Raw genomic sequence first — 20,018 nt, 5'->3', positions numbered from 1 at the left:
GAAGCGGCAGCGGTTGCTCAGCATACCTCCTATTCTCCAGGGGCGGTGCCATGGACGGAACAGTGCCTCCCGGTGCCGGCATCGGCGCCCGGGTCCATCGCAAGGAGGATGCGCGGCACCTGGCCGGGCATGGGCAGTTCGTCGGGGATATCCGCATCGCCGGCATGCAGGATGTCGCCTTCCTGCGCAGCCCGGTCGCACATGCCCGCATCCTGGCGCGGCGGAAGCCGCAGGATGCGGCGGAGCAGGTCTTCTTCCTGGCCGATCTGGCGGGCGTGAAGCCGATGGTCACGCGCTCCGCCATCCCCGGCTACAAGCTTTCCGAATGGCCGGCGATGGCGGCCGACCGGGTGCGCTACGTCGGCGAGATCATCGCCATGTGCGTCGCACCGTCACGGGCTGAGGCGGAGGATCTGGCCGAGCGGGTCGAGGTCGATTTCGACGAGCTGCCAGCCATCACGAGTTGCACCGCGGGCCGGGCCGCGGGCGCGGCGCTGCTGCACGAGCACTGGGGCGACAACCTGTTCCTGCAGACCAGCTTCGATACCGGGCTGGCGCCGGTCGCGGCGAGCGCGCCGGTGAAGGTGCAGCTGGATCTCTCCTGCGCCCGGCAGGCGATGCATCCGATGGAAGGCAAGGGCGTCGTCGCCTGGTGGGACCACCGGGCGGCGCAGCTCGTGGTGCATAGCTCGACCCAGGTGCCGCATCTGATCCGCGCCGGGCTGGCCGAGTTTCTCGGCATCCCGCAAGCGATGGTGCGCGTCGCACCGCCAGACGTGGGCGGCGGCTTCGGCTACAAATGCCTGCTGCAGCCAGAGGAGATCGCCGTCGCCTGGCTGGCGCTGACGCGGAAGGCCGCCTTCCGCTGGATCGAGGACCGGCGGGAGCATCTGACCGCCGGCGCCAATGCGCGGCAGCACCATTACAAGATCACCGCCTATGCCGATCCGCGCGGGCGGCTGCTGGGGCTGGATGCGGAGATCTCGGTCGATACCGGGGCCTATTCGGTCTGGCCCTTCACCGCGGTGCTGGAGGCGGCACAGGCCGGCGGCAACCTACCGGGGCCCTACGACTTCCGGGCCTATCGCTGCAAGGTCTTCTCGGTGGCGACCAACAAGCCGCCCTTCGCGCCCTATCGCGGCGTGGCGCGGCCGGGGGTGTGCTTCGCCATCGAGCTGACGATCGATGCCATCGCCCGGGCGGTGGGGCGGGAGGCGGCGGATGTGCGGGCGGAGAACCTCGTGCCCGGCGCGGCGATGCCCTACGTGAACGTCACCAACAAGCATTACGACAGCGGCGACTACCCGGCCTCTCTGGCCGAGGTGCGCGAGATGATCGGGCTGGATGCGTTTCGCGCCGGGCCGGCTCGGGATGCGCGCGGGCGGTATCTCGGCATCGGTTTCGCCACCTATACCGAGCAATCCGCGCATGGGACCAAGGTGTTTGCCGCCTGGGGGCTGCCATTGGTGCCGGGCTACGACCAGGCGCATGTGAAGCTGACGCCGGATGGTGCGCTGGAGGTGAAGGCCGGCATCCATACCATCGGCCAGGGGCTGGAGACCACGCTCGCGCAGGTCGCGCATGAGATGACCGGCGTGCCCTTCGGCGATATCCGCGTGACCCTGGGCGATACCGCGACGACGCCCTTCTCGACCGGCGCCTATGCCTCCCGCGGGATCGTCATGGCGGGGGGTGCGGTCTCGCGCGCGGCGGATGTCGTGGCCGGGCGCATCAAGGCGATCGCGGCGCATCTGATGCAGGCCGACCCGGCCGATGTACGCTTCGCCGAGGGCCGCATCCATGCCGGCGGCGCCAGCATCGGCTTCGAGGATGTGGGCCGCGCCTGGTACATCCGCCCGGACCAATTGCCGGATGGCGTGGACAGCGGCGGACTGGAGGCGACGGAGGCCTACAAGCCCGCGACCGACAACGGCGTCTTCTCCTTCGCCAGCCACGCGGCCAAGGTGGCGGTGGATGCGGAGACGGGGCTGGTCGAGATCCTCGACTACTGCATCGCTGAGGATTGCGGCCGCATGGTCAATCCGATGATCGTCGAGGGCCAGACCTATGGCGGCGCGGCGCAGGGCATCGGCACCGCGCTGTTCGAGGAAAGCCCCTACGACGCGGCGGGGCAGCCCCTGGCCTCGACCCTGGTGGACTACCTGCTGCCGGGGCCGAGCGAGCTGCCGAAGTTCCGCATCCACCACAGCGAGACGCTGTCGCCGCATACCGCGCATGGCATCAAGGGCGTCGGCGAGGGTGGCGCCATCGCGCCGGCGGGGGCCATCGTCAATGCGATCAACGATGCGCTGGCCGGGCTCGGCGCGCGGCTGAACGATATCCCGGCCTCGCCGGAGCGGATCCTCGCGGCGCTGGCCAAGGCGCGCGCGGCGTGAAGGCGGCAGCCTTCGACTACGTGCAGGCGCGCAGCATCGCGGAGGCGGTGGCGATGCTGGCCGCCGGCGATGCGCGGGTGCTGGCGGGCGGGCAATCGCTCGGGCCGATGCTGAACCTGCGGCTGGCGCGGCCGGGCCGTCTGGTGGACGTGAAGCGGGCGGCGGGGCTGCGCGAGGTCGCCGCCGATGACGCGGTGGTCAGCCTCGGCGCCGGCTGGACCCATGCCGAGATCGAGGATGGCACGGTCGAGGACCCGACCCGCGGGCTGCTGCGGCAGGTGGCGCATGGGATCGCCTATCGGGCGGTGCGCAACCGCGGCACGCTGGGCGGCAGCCTGGCGCATGCCGATCCGGCGGCGGATTGGGTTTCGACCATCGTGGCGCTGGGCGGCGCGGTCGTGGCGGAGGGGCCGCGCGGTCGGCGGCGCATCGCGGCCGAGGGCTTCATCCGCGGCGCCTTCGCCACGGCGCTGGGGCCGCAGGAATTGCTGGTGGCGGTGGAGGTGCCGCGGCTCGGGTCCGAAGCGCGCTGGGGCTATCACAAGCTCTGCCGCAAGACCGGGGAATTCGCCAAGGCGATCGGCGTGGCGGTGCTCGATCCCCGCACCGGCTTCGCGCGGGTGCTGGCGGGGGCGGTGGAGGGGCCGCCGGTGCTGCTGGCGGATGCCGCCGCCTGCCTGCGGGACCGTGGCGCGGCAGCGGCCTGCGAGGGCCTGGCCGAGGAGGTGGCGCGGCGGCTGCCGCATCTGGCGCCGCAGGACCAGGCGCTGCGGGTGACGGTGGTGCGGCGTGCCCTGCAGCAGGTGGCGGCATGATGCCGCGCGATGTCCCGATGACGGTGAACGGCACGCCGGTCTCGCTGCGGGTGGAACCGCGGATGCATCTGGCGGATGCGCTGCGGGAACGACTCAACCTCACCGGCACCCATCTGGGCTGCGAGCAGGGCGTCTGCGGCGCCTGCACCGTACTGATCGATGGCATCCCGCAGCGGTCCTGCATCGCCTATGCGGTGGATTGCGAGGCGGCGGTGGTGACGACCATCGAGGGCTTCGACGGCGATGCCACCATGGCGGCGCTGCGCCAGGCCTTCACCGCGCATCACGCGCTGCAATGCGGCTTCTGCACCCCGGGGATGCTGGTCAGCGCACGGGATATCGTGCTGCGGCTGGGCGAGGTGGATGAGGCGCGGCTGCGGGAGGAGCTTTCGGGCAATCTCTGCCGCTGCACCGGCTATGTCGGCATCGTCGCCGCGGTCTCCGCCGTGGCGGCGGGGCGTGCCCCGCAGGCGGCGCGGGAGGTCGTGCAGCCGGGCGTGCGGGAGGCCCCGGTCGCGGCGGCGGAGGTGTTGCCGCTGGCGCCGGCGGCGCGCGCGATGGAGGGGCCAGGGCTCGAAGAGCGCATCCATCTGGAGGCCTCTCCGGAGGCCGCCTGGGCCGCCTTGGCCGATCTGCGGCAGGTCGCCGCCTGCCTGCCCGGCGCGGTGCTGGAGACGCTGGAGGGCGAGCGGGTGACGGGGCGCGTGGTCGTCTCCCTCGGCCCGGTGAAGGCAGGCTTCGCAGGCGTTGGCCAGGTGCGGCTGGACCAGGCGATGCGCAGCGGCGTGCTGAGTGGCCAGGGGCGCGACGGCGGCACCGGCAGCAGCGCCCGCGGCGAGGTGCACTGGCAGGTGGTACCGGCCGAGGGTGGCGGCAGCGACATCCTTGTGCAGCTGCGCTGGCAGCTGAGCGGGGCGCTGGCGCAGTTCAACCGCGCCGGGCTGGTGCAGGACATCGTGCGCCGGCTGGCGCGGGACTTCGCCGCCAACCTGGATGCGATGGTCGCCGGGCGGGCGGCGCCGGTGGCGCGGCCGCTGGGGCTCTGGGCGCTGCTCTGGGGCCTGGTGAAGGGGCGCCTCTTCGGCCGCTGACGCGGCACGGGTGTTGCATTGCGTTTCGGCATCGACGGAGGGGCAGCATGGACCGCAGGACGCTTTTGCAGGGCATACCCGTTGGCGTGGCGCTGGCCACGCCGGCCATTGCGCAGACCCAGCCGGTGGTGCGCTGGCGCATGGCGACGGCCTGGCCGCGCAGCCTCGATACCTTGTACGGCTCGGCCGAGGCGCTGTGCCGGCGGATCGGGCAGATCAGCGAGGGCCGCTTCGAGATCCGTCCCTTCCCGGGCGGGGAGCTGGTGCCGGCCTTGCAGACCTTCGATGCGGTGCAGGGCGGCTCGGTCGAGTGCGGCCATATCCTGTCGACGAATTTCATCGGGAAAAGCCCGGCGCTGGGCTTCGACGGCGGGCTGCCTTTCGGGCTGAACTCGCGCCAGCAGACGACCTGGCTGAACGAGGGCGGCGGCCGCGAATTGCTGCGCGCGCTGTACCGCAAGTTCGACGTGGTGAACCACGTGGTGGGCAATGTCGGCGTGCAGATGGGCGGCTTCTACCGCAAGGAGATCCGCACGGTCGAGGATCTCAATGGCCTGAAGATGCGGATCGGCGGCTTCGGCGGACGGATCCTGGCCAAGCTCGGCGCGGTGCCGCAGCAGCTGGCGGCCAGCGACATCTATGCCGCGCTGGAGCGCGGCACGATCGACGCGGCGGAATGGGTCGGGCCGGCGGATGACGAGAAGCTCGGCTTCTACAAGGTGGCCCGCTACTACTATACGCCGGGCTGGTGGGAGGGCAGCGGCAGCATCACCGGCATCGTCAATGTCGCCGCCTGGGAAGCGCTGCCGCCGGCCTTCAAGGAGATGTTCGAGGTCGCGGCCGCCGAGCAGAACTCGCTGATGATGGCGCGCTACGACGCCCGCAACCCGGATGCGCTGCGGCGGATGGTGGCGCAGGGCACCCAGTTGCGGACCTTCCCGCGGGCGGTGATGGAGGCCGCCTACAAGGCGAGCTTCGAGACCTTCGACGAGGTGGCGGCGCAGAACGAGGACTTCCGTACGCTGTATGCGCAGTGGAAGCCCTTCCTCGACAGCTCCAACAACTGGTTCCGCGTCGGCGAATTCACCCTCGACGCCTTCCGCTACGGCAATGCCATCCCAGGCCGCTAGGGCTTGATGAGGGTACCGGCGCCGCCATCGGTGAAGAGCTCGCGCAGCACGGCGTGGGGGACGCGGCCATCGAGGATGACCGCACCCTTCACGCCCCGCTCGATGGCATAGATGCAGGTCTCGACCTTGGGGATCATGCCGGCGGAAATCCAGCCGGCCTCGATCCCGGCCATCACCTCGGCGACCGTCATCTCGGGGATCAGGACGCCGTCGGGGCCCTTCACGCCGGCGACGTCGGTCAGCATCAGCAGGCGTTCGGCGCCGAGCGCGCCGGCGATGGCGCCGGCCACGGTATCGGCGTTGATGTTGTAGGTCTGGCCATCCGCGCCGACGCCGACCGGGGCAACGACGGGGATGATATCGGCGCCGATCAGCAGGCGGAGCACCTTGGTATCGACCTCGGCCGGCTCGCCGACGAAGCCGAGGTCGAGCACCTGCTCGATCTTCGAATCCGGGTCGCGCACGCTGCGGGTGACCTTGCGCGCCTTGATGAGCCCGCCGTCCTTGCCGGAGATGCCGACCGCCAGGGCGCCGGCGCGGGTGATGGCCTGGGCGACCTGCTTGTTGACCGGGCCGGCGAGGACCATCTCGACCACGTCCAGCATGGCGGCGTCGGTGACGCGCAGGCCCTGGACGAAGGTCGACTGCACGTTCAGCCGCTTGAGCATGGCGTTGATCTGCGGGCCGCCGCCATGCACCACCACCGGGCTGACGCCGACCTGTTCCAGCAGCGCGATGTCGCGGCCGAAACGGAGCGCGGTCTCCTCCTCGCCCATGGCGTGGCCGCCGTATTTCACCACGATGATCTGGTCGTCGTAGCGCTTCAGGAAGGGCAGCGCGCCGGCCAGGGTCTTCATGGCGTCGAAGGCATCATCGGTCATCGGGCCGGCTCCAGCGGATGGCGCGACCGCTGTAACGCAGAATCGGCGATTGGGAAATCAGCCCCTCGCCGTCCCGGCGCTCAGGCCTGCCGCGCGAGGGAGGCCATCTCGGCCCGCAGCTCGGGGATGCCGCCGCCGGTATGGCTGCTGGTGACGAGCACCATGGGATGGCCCGCCGTATGGGTGCGGGCGAGCTCCTCCGCCTGGAGGATGCGCTGCTTCAGCCACCAGGGCTTGGCGTCGTCGGCCTTGGTGATGACGATCTGGAAGGGGACCGCGGCATCGGTCAGCAGTTCCATGGCCATGCGGTCGGCCGGCTTGGTCTCGATCCGGGCATCCAGCAGCAGCAGGACGCGGCGGAGCGTGGGGCGGCCGCGCAGGAAGTCGAACATCAGCCCCTGCCAGTCCTCCTTCACGCTTTTGGAGGCCTGGGCATAGCCGTAGCCTGGCATGTCCACGAGGGTCAGCCGGTCGCCGAGGTTGAAGAAGTTGAGCTGCTTGGTCCGGCCCGGGGTATGGGAGACCCGGGCCAGGGCATTGTGCCCGGTCAGCGCATTGACCAGCGAGGATTTGCCGACGTTGGAGCGACCGCAGAAGGCGATCTCGGGGCCTTCCGCGGGCGGCAGCTGGTCGATCTTCTGCGAGGCATAGAAGAACTCGCAAGGCTTGGTGAAGAGCAGGCGACCAGCCTCGACCAGGGCCGCGAGGTCCTGCTCGGTCTTCGCCTCGGACAGTCCACCCGCCAGGACGGCGGGATGGACGGGGAGGAATTGTCCGGTCATCAGCCCTTCTTCGGTTTCGCCAGCACCGGGGTGGCGGGGGTCGGCTTGCCGCCGCCGCGCTTGGCTTCCAGCGACATGATATAGCGCTGCTGCGCGATCGACAGCAGGTTGTTCCAGGACCAGTAGATCACCAGGCCGGCCGGGAAGCTGGCCAGCATGAAGGTGAAGATGATCGGCATCCACTGGAAGATCTTGGCCTGGATCGGGTCCGGCGGCTGCGGGTTCAGCTTCTGCTGGAAGAACATGGTGGCGCCCATGATCAGCGCCCAGGCCGGCATGTGCAGGTAATGCGTCAGCTGCGTCGGGTCGTAGGGGAGCAGCCCGAACAGGTTGAACAGGTTGGTCGGGTCGGGCGCCGAAAGGTCGTGGATCCAGCCGAAGAAGGGCGCATGCCGCATCTCGATGGTGACGAAGAGCACCTTGTACAGCGCGAAGAAGACCGGGATCTGGATCAGGATGGGCAGGCAGCCCGAAGCCGGATTGATCTTCTCGGTCTTGTAGAGCGCCATCATCTCCTGCTGCGCCTTGGCAGGGTCTTCCTTATGGCGCTCACGGATCTCGGTCATCTTCGGACCGAGGACCTTCATCCGGCTCATCGACTTGTAGGCCTTGTTGGCGAGCGGGAAGAAGGCCGCCTTCAGGGCCAGGGTGAAGATCAGGATGGCGACGCCGAAGTTGTGGACCAGGTGGAACAGCCAGTCGATCGCGTAGAAGAAGGGCTTGGTCAGGAAGTAGAACCAGCCGAAGTCGATCGCCTTGTCGAAGTCGGGGATGCCGAGGTTGTCGCGATAGGCATCCAGCAGCTTCACCTCCTTGGCGCCGGCAAACAGCCGGGTGCCGAGGGCGGAGGTGACGCCGGTGCCGACGCTGATCGGGCTGGTGGCGGCCATGTCGACCTGCCAGCGGTCCTCCGGCCCGCGCGGCCCGGCTTCCGTGGTGTGGCGGAAGGCGGTGCGGGTGCGGATGGCGGGGTTGGCCGGGGACAGGGCGGCGAGCCAGTACTTGTCGGTGAAGCCGGCCCAGCCGGCCGCCGTCTCCTGGTCCAGCGCGACGCCATTGGCCTTGGCGGCATCGGTCTTGGCGGTGGCGTAGGTCGCTTCCCGCAGCCGGCCGTCGAGCACGCCGACGAAGCCTTCGTGCAGGATGTAGAAGCCCTGGGTCGGGGGCGTACTCTCGCGGCGGATGCGGGCCCAGGGCAGGACCTGGACCGGCTCGGCGGCGTTGTTGCGGACCCGCTGCTCGGCGGTGACGAGGTAATTGTCGTCGAGCGCGAGGGCGATCTCGAAGACCTGGCCCTGGCCATTGTCCCAGGTGAGGGTGACCGGCGTCGCCGGTGTCAGCCGGGCGCCATCGGCGACCGTCCAGTCGGTGTCGTTGGCGGGGACGCGGGTGCGGCCATCGGCCGCGGTCCAGCCCCACTGGGCGTAGTAGGGCGCCGAGCCCTCGCGCGGGGCCAGGATGCGGACCAGCGGCGAGGCGCGGTCCACCGTCTCGTGGTAACCGCGCAGCACCAGGTCATCCAACCGGGCGCCACGAAGGGACAGCGTGCCCTCGACGCGGGGGCCGGCGACCGGCAGGCGGGCGGCCGGGGTGGTCGGCGTGCCGGCGGCCGGCGAGGCATCGGTCGGGGCGCCGAGCGGGCCGGCGGGGCCGGGGGCCGGGGCAGGCTGCTGGACCTGGGCCGCCTGCTGCTGCTGGGCGCGCTGGGCTTCCTTGGCCGGCCGGTTGAACATGTCGAACAGCAGCAGGATGCCGATGGAAGCGGCAATCGCCACGAGGAGGCGCTTCTGGTCCATGGAACTGGGTCAGCCTTTCGGGACGGGCTGGGCGGCGGGGCCGACGGGCACGGGATCGTAGCCGCCGGGATGCCAGGGGTTGCAGCGGAGGATGCGGCGGCCGGAAAGCCAGGCGCCGCGCAGGGCGCCATGGGTGCCGAGGGCTTCCAGCGCGTATTCGCTGCAGGAGGGGTAGAAGCGGCAGTTGCAGCCGAGCACCGGCCGCAGCGTCCATTGGTAGGCGAGGACGGCGCCTTTCAGCGCCACGGCGCCGGCGGTCATGGTGCCGGCTCCGGCACCACGCCGAGGTGGCGGAGGGCACCGCGCAGGTCGGCGAGGAGCTTGTCCCAGGGACGGCTGCCGGTGCCGTCGCGGGCGATGAGCACGAGATCCCAACCCGGCGGCGGAGCTTCCGCCAGGGTCAGGCGCGCCGCCGCCCGCAGCCGGCGCTTGGCGCGGTTGCGGGCCACGGCATTGCCGATCTTCTTGGTGGCGGTGAAGCCGACGCGCAACGGCCCCTCGGGCTGCGGCAGGGCCTGCAGCACCAGGGCCGGACGCGCGGCCTTACGGCCACGCCCGGCGACCCGGAGGAATTCGCTGCGCCGGGTCAGCCGGGAAAGGCGGCCCGGCATGCAGGGATCCCTCCGATCTGCCTCAGGCGCTGAGCTTGCTGCGGCCCTTGGACCGGCGATTGGCCAGGACCTTGCGGCCGCCGACCGTCGCCGTACGGGCGCGGAAGCCGTGCCGGCGCTTCCGGACGAGCTTGGAGGGCTGGTAGGTACGCTTCACGGCTCAGTCTCCGACAGGAAAACGCCCGGCGTCGCCGATCCCCCGGATGGGGTGGCGCTGCACGGACGACCGGCGACCCTTGCGTCTGGGCCCCGGCGAAGGGAGGGACGTATAGGGAGGCCGAGGGGGGCGCGTCAATCGGCCGTGCGCGAGGCTGGTGCCGAAGCGCGGCTTGGCGTAACCGCGGTCGGCTTTCGGAGCGGGGTTCAGATGGCGGATTTCGACGTGGTGGTCATCGGCGCCGGGGCGGCCGGGCTTTCGGTCGCGGCCATCTCGGCCGGGCTGGGACTGAAGGTCGCGTTGATCGAGCGCGGCCGGATGGGTGGCGACTGCCTGAATTACGGCTGCGTGCCCTCCAAGGCGCTGCTGGCGGCGGGGCATGCGGCGGCGGAGGCGCGGGCGGCGCATCGCTTCGGCATCCGGCTGCCGGCGCCCGAGATCGACTGGGCCGGGGTGCGGGCGCATGTGCAGGGCGCCATCGCCCGGATCGCCCCGACCGACAGCGTCGAGCGCTTCACCGGGCTCGGGGTCGAGGTGATCCAGGCCTCCGCCTGCTTCACCGCCCCGGACCGGATCGAGGCCGGGGGACGCAGCCTCAGCTTCCGCCGGGCGGTGATCGCCGCCGGCAGCAGCGCCATCGTGCCGGACCTGCCGGGACTCGACGGCGTACCCTGGCTGACGAATGAGACGCTGTTCGACCTGGAGGAGCCGCCGGGGCACCTCATCATCCTCGGCGGCGGGCCGATCGGCCTCGAGATGGCGCAGGCGCATGCCCGGCTGGGCTGCCTGGTGACGGTGCTGGAGGCGGCGCCACGGGTCGCCATCCGCGAGGATGCCGAGCTGGTGGAGGGGCTGCGCGCGGCGCTGGTCGCCGACGGCGTCGAGTTCCGCGAGGGGGTGAAGGTCACCCGGCTGGAGCAACTCGAGCCCAATAGCAAGGCGGCGGTGGCCGGCGTGGTGGCGGTGCTGGAGGATGGCAGCCGCATCGCCGGGACGCATCTGCTGCTGGCGGTCGGCCGGGCGCCGCGGCTGGCGGGGCTTGACCTGTTTGCAGGCGGGGTGGACTCGGGACCGCGCGGCATCGTGACGGATGCCGGGCTGCGGTCCGTCTCCAACCGCCGGGTCTGGGCGGTGGGCGACATCGCCGACCCCAAGGGCATAGGCCCGCGCGCCTTCACCCATGTGGCGAGCCAGCATGCCGGGATCCTGGTGCGGTCCATGCTGTTCCGCCTGCCCTTCACCAAGGTGGATTACGCCGCCCTGCCCCGGGTGACCTACACGGACCCAGAACTGGCGCAGATCGGCCTGACCGAGGCGGAAGCGCGGGAGCAGGGGCACGAGGGCGTGACGGTGCAGCGCTGGCCGCTGGCCGAGAACGACCGGGCGATCGCCGAGGGGCGGGCCGAGGGGGGAATGGTGAAGCTGGTCATCAGCAAGGGCGGCAAGCTGCTGGGCGCCGGGGTGCTGGCGCCGCGGGCCGGGGAGATGGCCGGCATGTTCGGGCTGATGATCGGCCGCAAGCTGCCGCTTTCGGCGCTCGCCGGGCTCGTGCTGCCCTACCCCACCCTGGCCGAGGCGGCCAAGCGGGCGGCCGGTGCCCATTACACGCCGAAACTTCTCTCGCCCTTCACGAAACGGGTAATCGGCTTGCTGAAACGCCTGCCCTGAGCGTTCATGCTGCAACTGCGAACTTCGGAGCCCCCCATGGAACAGACACTCGCCGGCCGCACGGCGCTGATCACCGGCAGCACCAGCGGCATCGGCCACGGCATCGCCCTGCTCTTCGCCCAGGCAGGCGCCAAGGTGATGCTGAACGGCTTCGGCAGCTCGGCGGAGATCGCCAAGGCCCGGGCCGAGATCGGGGCCGCCATGGGCGTGGCGGAAGCGCCCTATTCGGCCGCCGACCTGTCCAAGCCGGACGCCGTGCGCCAGATGGTGCAGGAGGCCGAGGCGGCGCTGGGCTCGGTCGATATCCTGGTGAACAATGCCGGCATCCAGTTCGTCGCGCCGATCGACGAATTCCCGGATGACAAGTTCGACGCCATCATCGCCATCAATTTCGCGTCCAACTTCCACGCCATCAAGGCGGCGCTGCCGGGGATGAAGGCGCGCAACTGGGGGCGGATCATCAACATCGCCTCGGCGCATGGGCTGGTCGCCTCGCCGCAGAAGGTCGCCTATGTCTCGGCCAAGCATGCGGTGGTGGGCATGACCAAGACGGTGGCGCTGGAAGTCGCCAAGCTGCCGATCACCTGCAACGCCATCTGCCCCGGCTTCGTCCGCACCCCGCTGGCCGAGGCCCAGGTCGGCCCGCTGGCGAAGTCGCACAACGTCTCGGAGCAGGTGGCGCTGGAGGACTTCCTGCTCGAGAAGCAGCCCTCCAAGCGCTGGATCGAGGTGGACGAGGTGGCACGCATGGCGCTGTACCTGGTGGGTCCGGGCAGCGGCGGGGTGAATGGCGCGGCGTTGTCGATCGACGGGGGCTGGCTGGCAGCCTGATGGACGACGCTGCAGGCGGCGCATTACCGGCGTCGCAGGACCTGGCTTCGCCCGCGGTGGCGAAGCCGGTGGCGACCAAGCGGGTCAACCTGGCGCTGCAGGGCGGCGGCACCCATGGGGCCTTCACCTGGGGGGTGCTGGAACGGCTGGCGGAGGACGACCGGCTGGTCTTCGACGGCGTCTCCGGCGCCTCGGCCGGAGCGATCAATGCCGCGGTCTTCGTTCAGGGCCTGGCCGATGGCGGGCCGCAGGGGGCGATCAAGGCGCTGGGCAAGCTGTGGCGGGAGGTGGCGAATGGCCTCGCGCATAGCCCGATGCAGAATACGCCCTTCGAGAAGGCCCTCTGGGGCCATGACATGACCTATTCGCTGGCCTACCAGGCCTTCGAGACGCTGACGCGGGTCTTCTCGCCCTATCAGATCAATCCCTTCGCGGGGGACTTCAACCCGCTGCGCAAGGTGGTGGACGACAACCTCGACTGGCAGCGGCTGCGCGGCGATCCCAAGGCGATCCGGCTCTTCATCTCGGCGACCAATGTCCGCACCGGCAAGCCGCGGGTCTTCAACCGCGCGGAGGTGAGCACCGATGTCGTGCTGGCCTCGGCCTGCCTGCCCAATGTGTTCCGGGCGGTGGAGATCGACGGCGAGGCCTTCTGGGACGGCGGCTACGTCGGCAACCCGGCGCTCTGGCCGCTGTACTACGAGCGCGGCGCGCCCGACATCGTGCTGGTGCAGATCAATGCCATCGTGCGCGACGAGCTGCCGACCAATGCGGCCGATATCATGAACCGGCTGAACGAGATCAGCTTCAATGCCTCGCTGATGGCGGAGATGCGGGCGATCGACTTCGTGCAGCGGCTGCTCGATGGCGGCCGGTTGGAGCAGCCGCGCTACCGCCGCATCTTCCTGCATGTCATCGAGGACGAGGACCGGATGCGCGGCTTCAAGCTGAGCACCAAGCTGAACGGCGACTGGGAATTCCTGCAGATCCTGCGGCGCTACGGGCGGGAGGCGGCGGATCGCTTCCTGGCGAAGCATTTCGGGACGCTGGGAAAGGAAAGCACCCTGGATATCCAGCGCTACCTGTAGCAGGCCGCCTTGTATCAGGGGCAGCATGATGCCAATATCTGTCTCAGATGAGATGGAGTCTGGCATGGAAACGCCCGCGTATCTCGGCAGGACCCTGGGCTTCGCCGAAAGCCGGTCGCCGCTCTGGATGTCGGAGGCAGTCGGCCAGGGGCTGCCGATCGTGGCGCTCGATAGCCTCGTGGCACTGCTCTCGCCGCATGATGATGCGCTGCGCTTCGAATTCGTTCCCCGCGCCACCCTGCATCGGCGCGGCCGCACCCAGCGCCTCTCGCCGGAGGAAAGCGCCCGCGTGGCCCGCGTCGCCTCCGTCTTCGCCCTGGCGCGGGAGGTCTGGGGCAGCGATGCCGAGGCGCGGGATTTCCTGAACCGGCGGCACCTGCTGCTGGAGGACCGGACGCCGCTCTCGGTCGCGCTGGCCAATGACCCCGGGGCGCGCCTCGTTGAACAGATCCTGGGGCGGCTGCATTACGGCACGGCGGGGTGATTGCGCAGCGGCTCGACCGCACGCTGACCTGCTACCGCATCGGCGACCCGGAAGGCCGCTTCCCGGTCTTCGATGCCGGCGGCTCCCGCCTCTATCCCGGCCGGTGGAACGGCATCGCGGCGCCGATGATCTATGCCGCCCGCAGCTATTCGACCGCATTGCTGGAGAAGCTGGTGCATGGCAGCGGCCGGCTGCCGCCCAACCAGCACTGGATCGCCATCACCCTGCCGCATGGCCTCAGCTACGAGGTGCTGGAGGCGGCCGCCCTGCCCGGCTGGGACGACGGCGACCCGCATCGCGCCCGCGCCTTCGGCAGCGCCTGGCACCGGGAGAAGCGCTCGGCGGTGCTGCTGGTGCCGAGCCTGGTGGCGCGGGTCGAGGAGAATGTGCTGATCAACCCGGAACATCCGGAATTTAGCCGCATCGAGGCCAGCCTGCCGCGGCCGGTGCTCTGGGACCGAAGGCTGTTCACCGGCGGATGAGGCGGAGCCGGGCCGGCTGGCCACGCGCCACGGTGACGATGGCCGCCTGGCGGAAGCGGCGGGCCAGGACCAGCAGCCGGCGCGAGTCCGTCCCCAGCAGCCAATGTGCCTCCCGCCAGCAGCCATCCCCACCATGGCCCGGGGCGCCCGGCAGGCGGCGCGCGGCCGCCTCAAGCCGGGCCTGCATCCGCTGGTTCCAGCCATCCGGCATGCGGCGGCTGAAGGGGTTCCAGGCGGTGACGAAGCCACCCTCCCTTCGGCCGAGGCGCGCCAGCAGCGCATCCACCGCCGGGCTGCGCCGGCCGATGCGGGCCACGGCGCCGGCGGCCTCGTATCCGCTGCGGCGATAGGCGGCCAGCAGCCCGGCTCTCATGTCAGCTGGAAGAGCATGCTCTTGAGATAGGCGCTTTCCGGCAGTTGCGGATGGATCGGGTGGTCCGGCCCGGCGCCGCCCTGGAACAGCAGCTTGGCATCCCGCTTGGCGCGACCGAGGCCCCAGATGACGGATTCGGCGAATTCGCCGGGCGCCACGTGATGGCTGCAGGAGGCGATGAACAGGACGCCGCCCGGCGCCACCAGGGTTGCCGCGCTGCGCGCCAGCTTGGCATAGGCCCGCAGCGCATTCGGCTGGTCCTTGCGCTGCTTGGCAAAGGCGGGCGGGTCGGCCACCACCAGGTCGAAGCGGGTGCCGGCATTGCCCAGCCGCTCCAGCTCCTCCAGCGCCTCGGCCTTGCGGCCGATGACTCGCTCGGCCAGGCCATTGGCCTTGGCGGTCTCATAGGCAAGCTCCAGCGCATGGGCGCTGCGGTCCAGCAGCGTCACCTGCGTCGCCCCGGCCGCGGCGGCGCGCAGGCCGAAGCCGCCGGTGTGGCAGAAGGCGTCCAGCATGGTGCCGCCGGCGGCCAGCTTCGCCACCCGGTCGCGGTTCTCCCGCTGGTCAAAGAACCAGCCGGTCTTCTGGCCGCCGAGCAGATCGGCCGAGAAGCGCAGACCGCCCTCCTCGGCCAGCACCGGACCACCCTCCCCCAGCAGCACCTTCGTCTCCTCCGGCAGGCCCTCGAGCGTGCGGACGCTGGCGTCGTTGCGGGCGATGATGAGGCGGGGCGACAGCAACTCGGTCAGCGCCTCGACCAGCAGCGGGGTCAGGGCCTCCATGCCGGCGGTATTGGCCTGCAGTGCAAGCGCATCGCCGTAGCGGTCGATGACGAGGCCGGGCAGGCCATCCGCCTCGGCATGGATCAGGCGGTAGTAGGGGGTGGCATACAGCCGCTCACGCAAGGCCAGGGCGGTGGCGAGGCGGCCGCGGACCCAGGCAAGGTCGATCGCCGCCGCCGGGTCGCGGTCCAGCCGGCGGGCGGCGATCAGGCTATGCGGGTTGAACAGCCAGGTGCCGTGGCCGACGCCGTCATCGCCTTCCAGCCGCACCGGACTGCCGGGCGGCAGCGCCCGGGCCGCCGGCGACATGGCGATCTCGTTGGAGAAGGCCCAGGGGTGGCCGGACTTGACCCGGCGGTCATGGCGGGGAAGCAGGCGGATCAGCGGGTGCGGGGAGGTTTCCATCAGGCGGCGGACCATGGCGCCCGATGGCTTGCGGCGCAACGCCGGATAAGGCAGATGCGCAGGCATGCGTATCGTCCGTGACCTGCCCAGCCTCCGTACCGAACTGGCGAGCCTCGGGCCGCTGGCCCTGGTGCCGACCATGGGGGCGCTGCACGAGGGGCATCTCTCGCTGCTGGCGGCGGCGAAGCGGGAGGCGCCGGCGGTGGCGGCCTCCATCTTCGTCAACCCGCTGCAATTCGGGCCGAACGAGGATCTCTCGCGCTATCCACGGCAGGAGGCGCGTGACCTGGAAATGCTGGAAGCCGCCGGCTGCGACCTGGCTTGGCTGCCGAGCGTCGCGGCGATGTACCCGCCCGGCCGGGCCACCACCATCGAGGTCGAGGGCGCCGCCGAGGGTTGGGAAGGCGCGGCGCGGCCCGGGCATTTCCGCGGCGTCGCCACCGTCTGCACCAAGCTGTTCCAGCAGACCGGCGCGGTCGCGGCGATGTTCGGGGAGAAGGACTGGCAGCAGCTGCAGGTGATCCGCCAGGTGGTGCGGGACCTCGACATGCCGATCCGCATCATCGGCTGCCCAACGGTGCGGGAGGCGGATGGGCTGGCCATGTCCTCCCGCAACCGCTTCCTCGGCGCAGAGGAACGGGCACAGGCGGGGGCGCTGCCGGGGGCGATGCGGGCGGCGATCGAGGCGATGGCCAAGGGCACCGCGCCGGCCTCGGCCCTGGCAGCGGCGCGGGCCGGCCTGGCAGCGGCCGGCTTCACCCTGGATTACCTGGCGCTGGTCGAACCGGAGAGCCTGCGCGAGGTGGCGGCGCCGCCGGGCCGGCTGATCGCTGCGGCGCGGCTCGGCAGCGTACGGCTGCTGGACAACATGGCGGCCTGAAGCCCCGGCCGCGCGATGCGGCCGAGGCCCCGGGGGCTCAGTAGAACCAGTGGCCGGTGGCGGCGTAGTTGGCCGCCGCCTGGGCAGCGAGCGCATCCCAGTCGATCGGCGTCTCGGCGGCAGGCGTCGGCTCCGGCGTGGTGGTACCGGTGGTCCCGGTGCCGGTCGCGGACGGCATGTCGTAGTACCAATGGCCGGTCGCCGCGTAATTCGCCTCGGCCTGGGCGGCGAGCGCGCCCCAATCGATCGCGGCCGGAGCGGTCGGCGTGGTCGTGGCCGGCGGCGTCGTGCCGGGCGCGGTGGTCTCAACCGGCGGGGTCGTCGTCACCGGCGGCGTCGTCACGGGCGTGGTCGTGGCGGGGGCGCTCGGGTCGTCGTAGTACCAGTGGCCGGTCGCCGCGTAATTCGCCGCGGCCTGGGCGGCGAGCGCCTCCCAGTCGATCGCGGCCGGAGCGGTCGGCGTGGTCGTGACCGGCGTGGTCGTGCCCGGCGTGGTGGGGGCCTCGACGACCGGGGCGGTGCCGGTCACGCCGAGCGGCACGTAGTCCACCTGCGTCACGGTCATCGAGGTGTCATAGTTGGTGTTCAGCCAGCCGATGACATTGTTCATGCCGCCGTTGTCGAAGTCCTTCGGCACGTACTGGGTCACTTCCCACTGCTGCACGCCATCGACCAGATAGGTCATGTGGTCCGGAGCCCAGACCAGGGTGAAGTCGTGGAACACGCCGGTCGTGATGCCGCTGTAGATCTGGGTCACGGCGTGGTCGCCGTTGTCGTCCCAGTGCAGCGCGCCGTAGATGCGCCCGGTCCCGTCGTTGGTGACCTCGGCGAGGTTGATCTCCTGGCCCGGCCAGTGGTTGTCACCCGGCCAGAGGATGATCGCCGGACCGGGCATGTTGCCCTCCAGCTTGGCGGTGATGGTGTAGGTCCCGTAGCCCTGGCCGGAGCTGGTGCTGGTGGCCTGCTGCATCAGCCCGGAGGTGCCGCGCAGGGTCACCTGGCCGGGGACGGTCGCATCCACGTTCCAGTTGTCGGTGAAGACACCGATGCCGTTGTCGAAGCTCTCATGCAGCGGCTTGTCGGTTTCGACGGTATTCGCGGTGGTCGTGGCCATGCGGCGGGTCCTCGGTGGTCAGGCGTTACGGTCTCATGCCACGGGCTTGGTTCCGGATGAGCCAAACCGTGGGCGCCGGCAGCGCCCCGGGTTTGAAACGTCCAGACGCTCAGGCTACGCGGGATCGCTCCCGCCACGGCAGTCCATACGCCAGTTTGGGCATGGGGTTATCAGCAACAACCCGTTCATCCCGGCATCTTGAGCAAGGTTTACATTCAGAAACCAAGAGGGTTTCGTGCCGCCTTCGATGCAAATCCCATCGGCATCGCCTTGCTTCATTTCCGCGCGGCGAAATCTACATGCGTCGTAGCCAAACCTGCTCGATGCGATGGCCGTCGCCCTTGCGCAATACTAGCCTGGCGCGATGACGCGTCGGCTGGATATTCTCGCGTAGGTTGGCAAGATTGATCTCCTGCCAGATGCCCATGGCGACGGCCCGCGCCTCGGCCGGGGGCAGGTCGGCGAAGTGGTGGAAGTAGCTGTCCGGCCGGGGGAAGGCGATCTTCTGCAGCAGCAGGAAACGCTCGATGTACCAGGCTTCGATATCGGCCTCGGCGGCATCCAGATAGACCGAGAAATCGAAGAAGTCGGAGGCGACGATGGAGGCGCCGGCGGCATGCTGGAGGACGTTCAGACCCTCGAAGATGACGATGTCGGGGCGGCGCAGCACCTGCGTCTCGCCGGGGATGATGTCGTATTTCAGATGCGAATAGACCGGCGCCGAGACCTCCGCCTCCCCGGCCTTCAGGGCATTGAGGAAGCCGAGCATCCGCCGCAGATCGTAGCTTTCAGGGAACCCCTTGCGGCGCATGAGTCCGCGCTCCTGCAGGATCTGGGTCGGGTGCAGGAAGCCGTCCGTCGTGACCAGTTCCACCCGCGGATGGTCCGGCCAGCGGGCGAGGATGGCCTGGAGGACGCGGGCCAGGGTGCTTTTCCCCACCGCGACGCTGCCGGCGATGCCGATGATATAGGGCGGCGGCGCCGCCTGATGGCCGAGGAAGCTGTCCTGCGCCATGGCCAGGCGCCGGGCGGCGCGGACCTGCAGGTTCAGCAGCCGCGAGAGCGGCAGGTAGATGTCCTGCACCTCCGCCAGGGAGACGGTGTCGTTGATACCGCGCAGGGCGGTGATGTCGGCGCGGGTCAGCGACAGCGGCGTATTGGCGCGGAGCGAGGCCCAGGCGGCCCGGTCGAAGACCCGGTAGGCGGGCTCGGCCAAAGGCGCGTCATCGGGCGGCGGAGTGGCTTCGGCCAGGCTTGAGGCGGCTTGCATGGGCTTATCGTGTCATGCCGCCGCGAAACTCCAAAACGACCAGGGGGCGCAGCTGCCGCGCGCATTCCGGGGGTTAGCCCCGACCTGGGTCAGCCCCGGACGGCGAGCACCACCCCGGCGAGGGTGAGGCCGAGCGCCGCGACCTCCCGCACCCCAAAGCTCTCGCCGAGCAGCAGGGCCGAGCCGAGGACGCCGACCAGGGGCGCGATCAGCGTGCCCATGGTGGCCAGCGAGGCCGGCAGGCGGCGCAGCGCGGCGAACCAGGCGAGGTAGCAGAGGCAGAGCGGAAAAGCCGCCATATAGGCCAGCGAGATCCAGCCGCGGGTCGAGACGGCGCCGAAGTCCGGGCTTTCCAGCAGCAGGGTGGCGGCGACCAGCGGCAGCATCCCGAGCCCGACCTGCCAGACCACCCCGGCGGCCGGCGGCATGGCCAGCGGCCAGCGTTTGGTGGTGACGGCGCCGAGGGCGAAGAGGATGGAGCCGCCGAGCGCGAAGGCCACGCCGGGCAGCCGGGCCAGGCCGAGCTCCGGCCCGCGCCCGCCCACCACGACGACCAGCGCGGCGAGGCCGCAGCCGAGCGCCAGCAGGCGGCGCGGCGTCGGCCGCTCACCCAGCACCGGCCAGGCCAGCAGGGCGGCCCAGACCGGCATGGTATAGGCGATGATGCAGGCCTCCCCGGCATCCAGCCAGCCGAGCGAGAGGGTCGCCAGCCCCATCCAGGCCGAGATGTTCAGCAGCGCTGCCAGCCAGAGCCGGCCCCAGAGGCCGCGTGGCACCGCCAGGGGGATACCGGCGAGGCGGACCAGCACGGCCAGGACCAGCGCCGCCGCCAGGCCGGGCCAGGCGCGGGCGGCCATCGGCGGCAGCTCCGCCAGCAGCAGCTTCAGGGGCGGCCAGTTCGAGCCCCAGCCGATCACGGCGAATAGCAGGAGCAGCAGGCCGAGCGGATCGGGCCGCGCCGCGGGAGGGGCGTTCATTGCGG

The 20,018-nt window shown here is 70.6% G+C and carries 21 protein-coding genes; 10 read left to right on the top strand and 11 right to left on the bottom strand.

The window, feature by feature from the left end; all coding sequences use genetic code 11:
• Positions 1–50: 50 nt before the first annotated feature.
• Genes AC0IW9_RS10235 through AC0IW9_RS10220 form a run of 4 tightly spaced genes read left to right on the top strand, consistent with a single transcriptional unit; the run spans position 51 to position 5,432 of the window.
• A complete protein-coding gene (locus AC0IW9_RS10235; protein ID WP_471648131.1) occupies positions 51–2,396 on the top strand; it encodes a xanthine dehydrogenase family protein molybdopterin-binding subunit in 2,346 nt (781 codons plus the stop codon).
• The gene (locus tag AC0IW9_RS10230; protein ID WP_471648130.1) at positions 2,393–3,211 is read left to right on the top strand and encodes an FAD binding domain-containing protein; all 819 of its coding nucleotides are present in this window, start codon (positions 2,393–2,395) and stop codon (positions 3,209–3,211) included. The genes AC0IW9_RS10235 and AC0IW9_RS10230 overlap by 4 nt, the downstream gene beginning before the upstream one ends.
• The gene (locus AC0IW9_RS10225) at positions 3,208–4,302 is read left to right on the top strand and encodes a 2Fe-2S iron-sulfur cluster-binding protein (protein ID WP_471648129.1); all 1,095 of its coding nucleotides are present in this window, start codon (positions 3,208–3,210) and stop codon (positions 4,300–4,302) included. The genes AC0IW9_RS10230 and AC0IW9_RS10225 overlap by 4 nt, the downstream gene beginning before the upstream one ends.
• Positions 4,303–4,349: 47 nt before the next feature.
• Positions 4,350–5,432 (top strand): TRAP transporter substrate-binding protein, encoded by a 1,083-nt coding sequence (locus tag AC0IW9_RS10220; protein ID WP_471648128.1) that lies wholly within the window; start codon positions 4,350–4,352, stop codon positions 5,430–5,432.
• On the opposite strand, the gene argB is transcribed toward AC0IW9_RS10220, so the two are convergent.
• The 6 genes from argB to rpmH form a co-directional block, all read right to left on the bottom strand.
• Positions 5,429–6,313, bottom strand: a complete 885-nt coding sequence (gene argB, locus AC0IW9_RS10215; protein ID WP_471648127.1) for an acetylglutamate kinase — start codon at positions 6,311–6,313, stop codon at positions 5,429–5,431. The genes AC0IW9_RS10220 and argB overlap by 4 nt on opposite strands.
• Positions 6,314–6,393: 80 nt before the next feature.
• A complete protein-coding gene (gene yihA, locus AC0IW9_RS10210) occupies positions 6,394–7,095 on the bottom strand; it encodes a ribosome biogenesis GTP-binding protein YihA/YsxC (protein WP_471648126.1) in 702 nt (233 codons plus the stop codon).
• Positions 7,095–8,891: a membrane protein insertase YidC gene (gene yidC, locus AC0IW9_RS10205; protein ID WP_471648125.1), complete on the bottom strand. Its 1,797-nt coding sequence runs from the start codon at positions 8,889–8,891 to the stop codon at positions 7,095–7,097. Before yidC ends, yihA begins: the two co-directional genes overlap by 1 nt.
• Before the next feature lie 9 nt (positions 8,892–8,900).
• On the bottom strand, positions 8,901–9,152 hold the full coding sequence (yidD, locus tag AC0IW9_RS10200) for a membrane protein insertion efficiency factor YidD (protein WP_471648124.1): 252 nt from the start codon (positions 9,150–9,152) through the stop codon (positions 8,901–8,903).
• Entirely contained in the window at positions 9,149–9,502 is a 354-nt protein-coding gene (rnpA, locus tag AC0IW9_RS10195) for a ribonuclease P protein component (protein ID WP_471648123.1), read from the bottom strand. The genes yidD and rnpA overlap by 4 nt, the downstream gene beginning before the upstream one ends.
• 22 nt (positions 9,503–9,524) lie before the next feature.
• Positions 9,525–9,659 (bottom strand): 50S ribosomal protein L34, encoded by a 135-nt coding sequence (gene rpmH, locus AC0IW9_RS10190; protein ID WP_471648122.1) that lies wholly within the window; start codon positions 9,657–9,659, stop codon positions 9,525–9,527.
• Positions 9,660–9,869: 210 nt separating this feature from the next.
• Between rpmH and AC0IW9_RS10185 the strand changes: the two genes are divergently transcribed.
• The 5 genes from AC0IW9_RS10185 (at position 9,870) to AC0IW9_RS10165 (ending at position 14,212) form a co-directional block, all read left to right on the top strand.
• Positions 9,870–11,327, top strand: a complete 1,458-nt coding sequence (locus AC0IW9_RS10185) for a dihydrolipoyl dehydrogenase family protein (protein ID WP_471648121.1) — start codon at positions 9,870–9,872, stop codon at positions 11,325–11,327.
• Positions 11,328–11,363: 36 nt separating this feature from the next.
• Positions 11,364–12,158: a 3-hydroxybutyrate dehydrogenase gene (locus AC0IW9_RS10180; RefSeq protein WP_471648120.1), complete on the top strand. Its 795-nt coding sequence runs from the start codon at positions 11,364–11,366 to the stop codon at positions 12,156–12,158.
• Complete coding sequence (locus AC0IW9_RS10175; RefSeq protein ID WP_471648119.1) at positions 12,158–13,246, top strand: patatin-like phospholipase family protein; 1,089 nt, start codon at positions 12,158–12,160, stop codon at positions 13,244–13,246. The genes AC0IW9_RS10180 and AC0IW9_RS10175 overlap by 1 nt, the downstream gene beginning before the upstream one ends.
• A gap of 64 nt (positions 13,247–13,310) precedes the next feature.
• Complete coding sequence (locus AC0IW9_RS10170) at positions 13,311–13,730, top strand: antitoxin Xre/MbcA/ParS toxin-binding domain-containing protein (protein ID WP_471648118.1); 420 nt, start codon at positions 13,311–13,313, stop codon at positions 13,728–13,730.
• Positions 13,727–14,212, top strand: coding sequence for an RES family NAD+ phosphorylase (locus tag AC0IW9_RS10165; RefSeq protein ID WP_471648117.1), 486 nt, complete (start codon positions 13,727–13,729; stop codon positions 14,210–14,212). The genes AC0IW9_RS10170 and AC0IW9_RS10165 overlap by 4 nt, the downstream gene beginning before the upstream one ends.
• Here AC0IW9_RS10165 and AC0IW9_RS10160 read toward each other — a convergent pair.
• Both AC0IW9_RS10160 and AC0IW9_RS10155 read right to left on the bottom strand, forming a co-directional pair.
• Positions 14,199–14,585 (bottom strand): DUF3293 domain-containing protein, encoded by a 387-nt coding sequence (locus tag AC0IW9_RS10160; RefSeq protein ID WP_471648116.1) that lies wholly within the window; start codon positions 14,583–14,585, stop codon positions 14,199–14,201. The two genes, AC0IW9_RS10165 and AC0IW9_RS10160, sit on opposite strands and share 14 nt — an antisense overlap.
• Entirely contained in the window at positions 14,582–15,838 is a 1,257-nt protein-coding gene (locus tag AC0IW9_RS10155) for a class I SAM-dependent rRNA methyltransferase (RefSeq protein ID WP_471648115.1), read from the bottom strand. The genes AC0IW9_RS10160 and AC0IW9_RS10155 overlap by 4 nt, the downstream gene beginning before the upstream one ends.
• Between AC0IW9_RS10155 and panC the strand changes: the two genes are divergently transcribed.
• Positions 15,837–16,652 carry a pantoate--beta-alanine ligase gene (gene panC, locus AC0IW9_RS10150; RefSeq protein WP_471648114.1) on the top strand — a complete coding sequence of 272 codons (816 nt, stop codon included), beginning with the start codon at positions 15,837–15,839 and terminating at the stop codon, positions 16,650–16,652. The genes AC0IW9_RS10155 and panC overlap by 2 nt on opposite strands.
• A 37-nt stretch (positions 16,653–16,689) precedes the next feature.
• On the opposite strand, the gene AC0IW9_RS10145 is transcribed toward panC, so the two are convergent.
• The 3 genes from AC0IW9_RS10145 to AC0IW9_RS10135 form a co-directional block, all read right to left on the bottom strand.
• Positions 16,690–17,766 (bottom strand): family 16 glycosylhydrolase, encoded by a 1,077-nt coding sequence (locus AC0IW9_RS10145; protein ID WP_471648113.1) that lies wholly within the window; start codon positions 17,764–17,766, stop codon positions 16,690–16,692.
• A 295-nt stretch (positions 17,767–18,061) separates the two neighbouring features.
• Positions 18,062–19,036, bottom strand: a complete 975-nt coding sequence (coaA, locus tag AC0IW9_RS10140; RefSeq protein WP_471648112.1) for a type I pantothenate kinase — start codon at positions 19,034–19,036, stop codon at positions 18,062–18,064.
• 89 nt (positions 19,037–19,125) lie between these two features.
• Positions 19,126–20,013 (bottom strand): DMT family transporter, encoded by an 888-nt coding sequence (locus tag AC0IW9_RS10135; protein ID WP_471648111.1) that lies wholly within the window; start codon positions 20,011–20,013, stop codon positions 19,126–19,128.
• Positions 20,014–20,018 lie beyond the last annotated feature (5 nt).

The organism is Belnapia sp. AC561 (assembly GCF_979252845.1).
This window is presented reverse-complemented; position numbering and strand designations above follow the sequence as displayed.

Bases quoted from the DNA above. Each gene is read 5' to 3' on its own strand.
- AC0IW9_RS10235 (WP_471648131.1), top strand. From the start codon at position 51: ATGGACGGAACAGTGCCTCCCGGTGCCGGCATCGGCGCCCGGGTCCAT.
- AC0IW9_RS10225 (WP_471648129.1), top strand. From the start codon at position 3,208: ATGATGCCGCGCGATGTCCCGATGACGGTGAACGGCACGCCGGTCTCG.
- AC0IW9_RS10220 (WP_471648128.1), top strand. From the start codon at position 4,350: ATGGACCGCAGGACGCTTTTGCAGGGCATACCCGTTGGCGTGGCGCTG.
- argB (WP_471648127.1), bottom strand. From the start codon at position 6,313: ATGACCGATGATGCCTTCGACGCCATGAAGACCCTGGCCGGCGCGCTG.
- yihA (WP_471648126.1), bottom strand. From the start codon at position 7,095: ATGACCGGACAATTCCTCCCCGTCCATCCCGCCGTCCTGGCGGGTGGA.
- yidC (WP_471648125.1), bottom strand. From the start codon at position 8,891: ATGGACCAGAAGCGCCTCCTCGTGGCGATTGCCGCTTCCATCGGCATC.
- yidD (WP_471648124.1), bottom strand. From the start codon at position 9,152: ATGACCGCCGGCGCCGTGGCGCTGAAAGGCGCCGTCCTCGCCTACCAA.
- rnpA (WP_471648123.1), bottom strand. From the start codon at position 9,502: ATGCCGGGCCGCCTTTCCCGGCTGACCCGGCGCAGCGAATTCCTCCGG.
- AC0IW9_RS10185 (WP_471648121.1), top strand. From the start codon at position 9,870: ATGGCGGATTTCGACGTGGTGGTCATCGGCGCCGGGGCGGCCGGGCTT.
- AC0IW9_RS10180 (WP_471648120.1), top strand. From the start codon at position 11,364: ATGGAACAGACACTCGCCGGCCGCACGGCGCTGATCACCGGCAGCACC.
- AC0IW9_RS10175 (WP_471648119.1), top strand. From the start codon at position 12,158: ATGGACGACGCTGCAGGCGGCGCATTACCGGCGTCGCAGGACCTGGCT.
- AC0IW9_RS10170 (WP_471648118.1), top strand. From the start codon at position 13,311: ATGGAAACGCCCGCGTATCTCGGCAGGACCCTGGGCTTCGCCGAAAGC.
- AC0IW9_RS10160 (WP_471648116.1), bottom strand. From the start codon at position 14,585: ATGAGAGCCGGGCTGCTGGCCGCCTATCGCCGCAGCGGATACGAGGCC.
- panC (WP_471648114.1), top strand. From the start codon at position 15,837: ATGCGTATCGTCCGTGACCTGCCCAGCCTCCGTACCGAACTGGCGAGC.
- AC0IW9_RS10155 (WP_471648115.1), bottom strand. From the start codon at position 15,838: ATGCCTGCGCATCTGCCTTATCCGGCGTTGCGCCGCAAGCCATCGGGC.
- AC0IW9_RS10145 (WP_471648113.1), bottom strand. From the start codon at position 17,766: ATGGCCACGACCACCGCGAATACCGTCGAAACCGACAAGCCGCTGCAT.
- coaA (WP_471648112.1), bottom strand. From the start codon at position 19,036: ATGCAAGCCGCCTCAAGCCTGGCCGAAGCCACTCCGCCGCCCGATGAC.
- AC0IW9_RS10135 (WP_471648111.1), bottom strand. From the start codon at position 20,013: ATGAACGCCCCTCCCGCGGCGCGGCCCGATCCGCTCGGCCTGCTGCTC.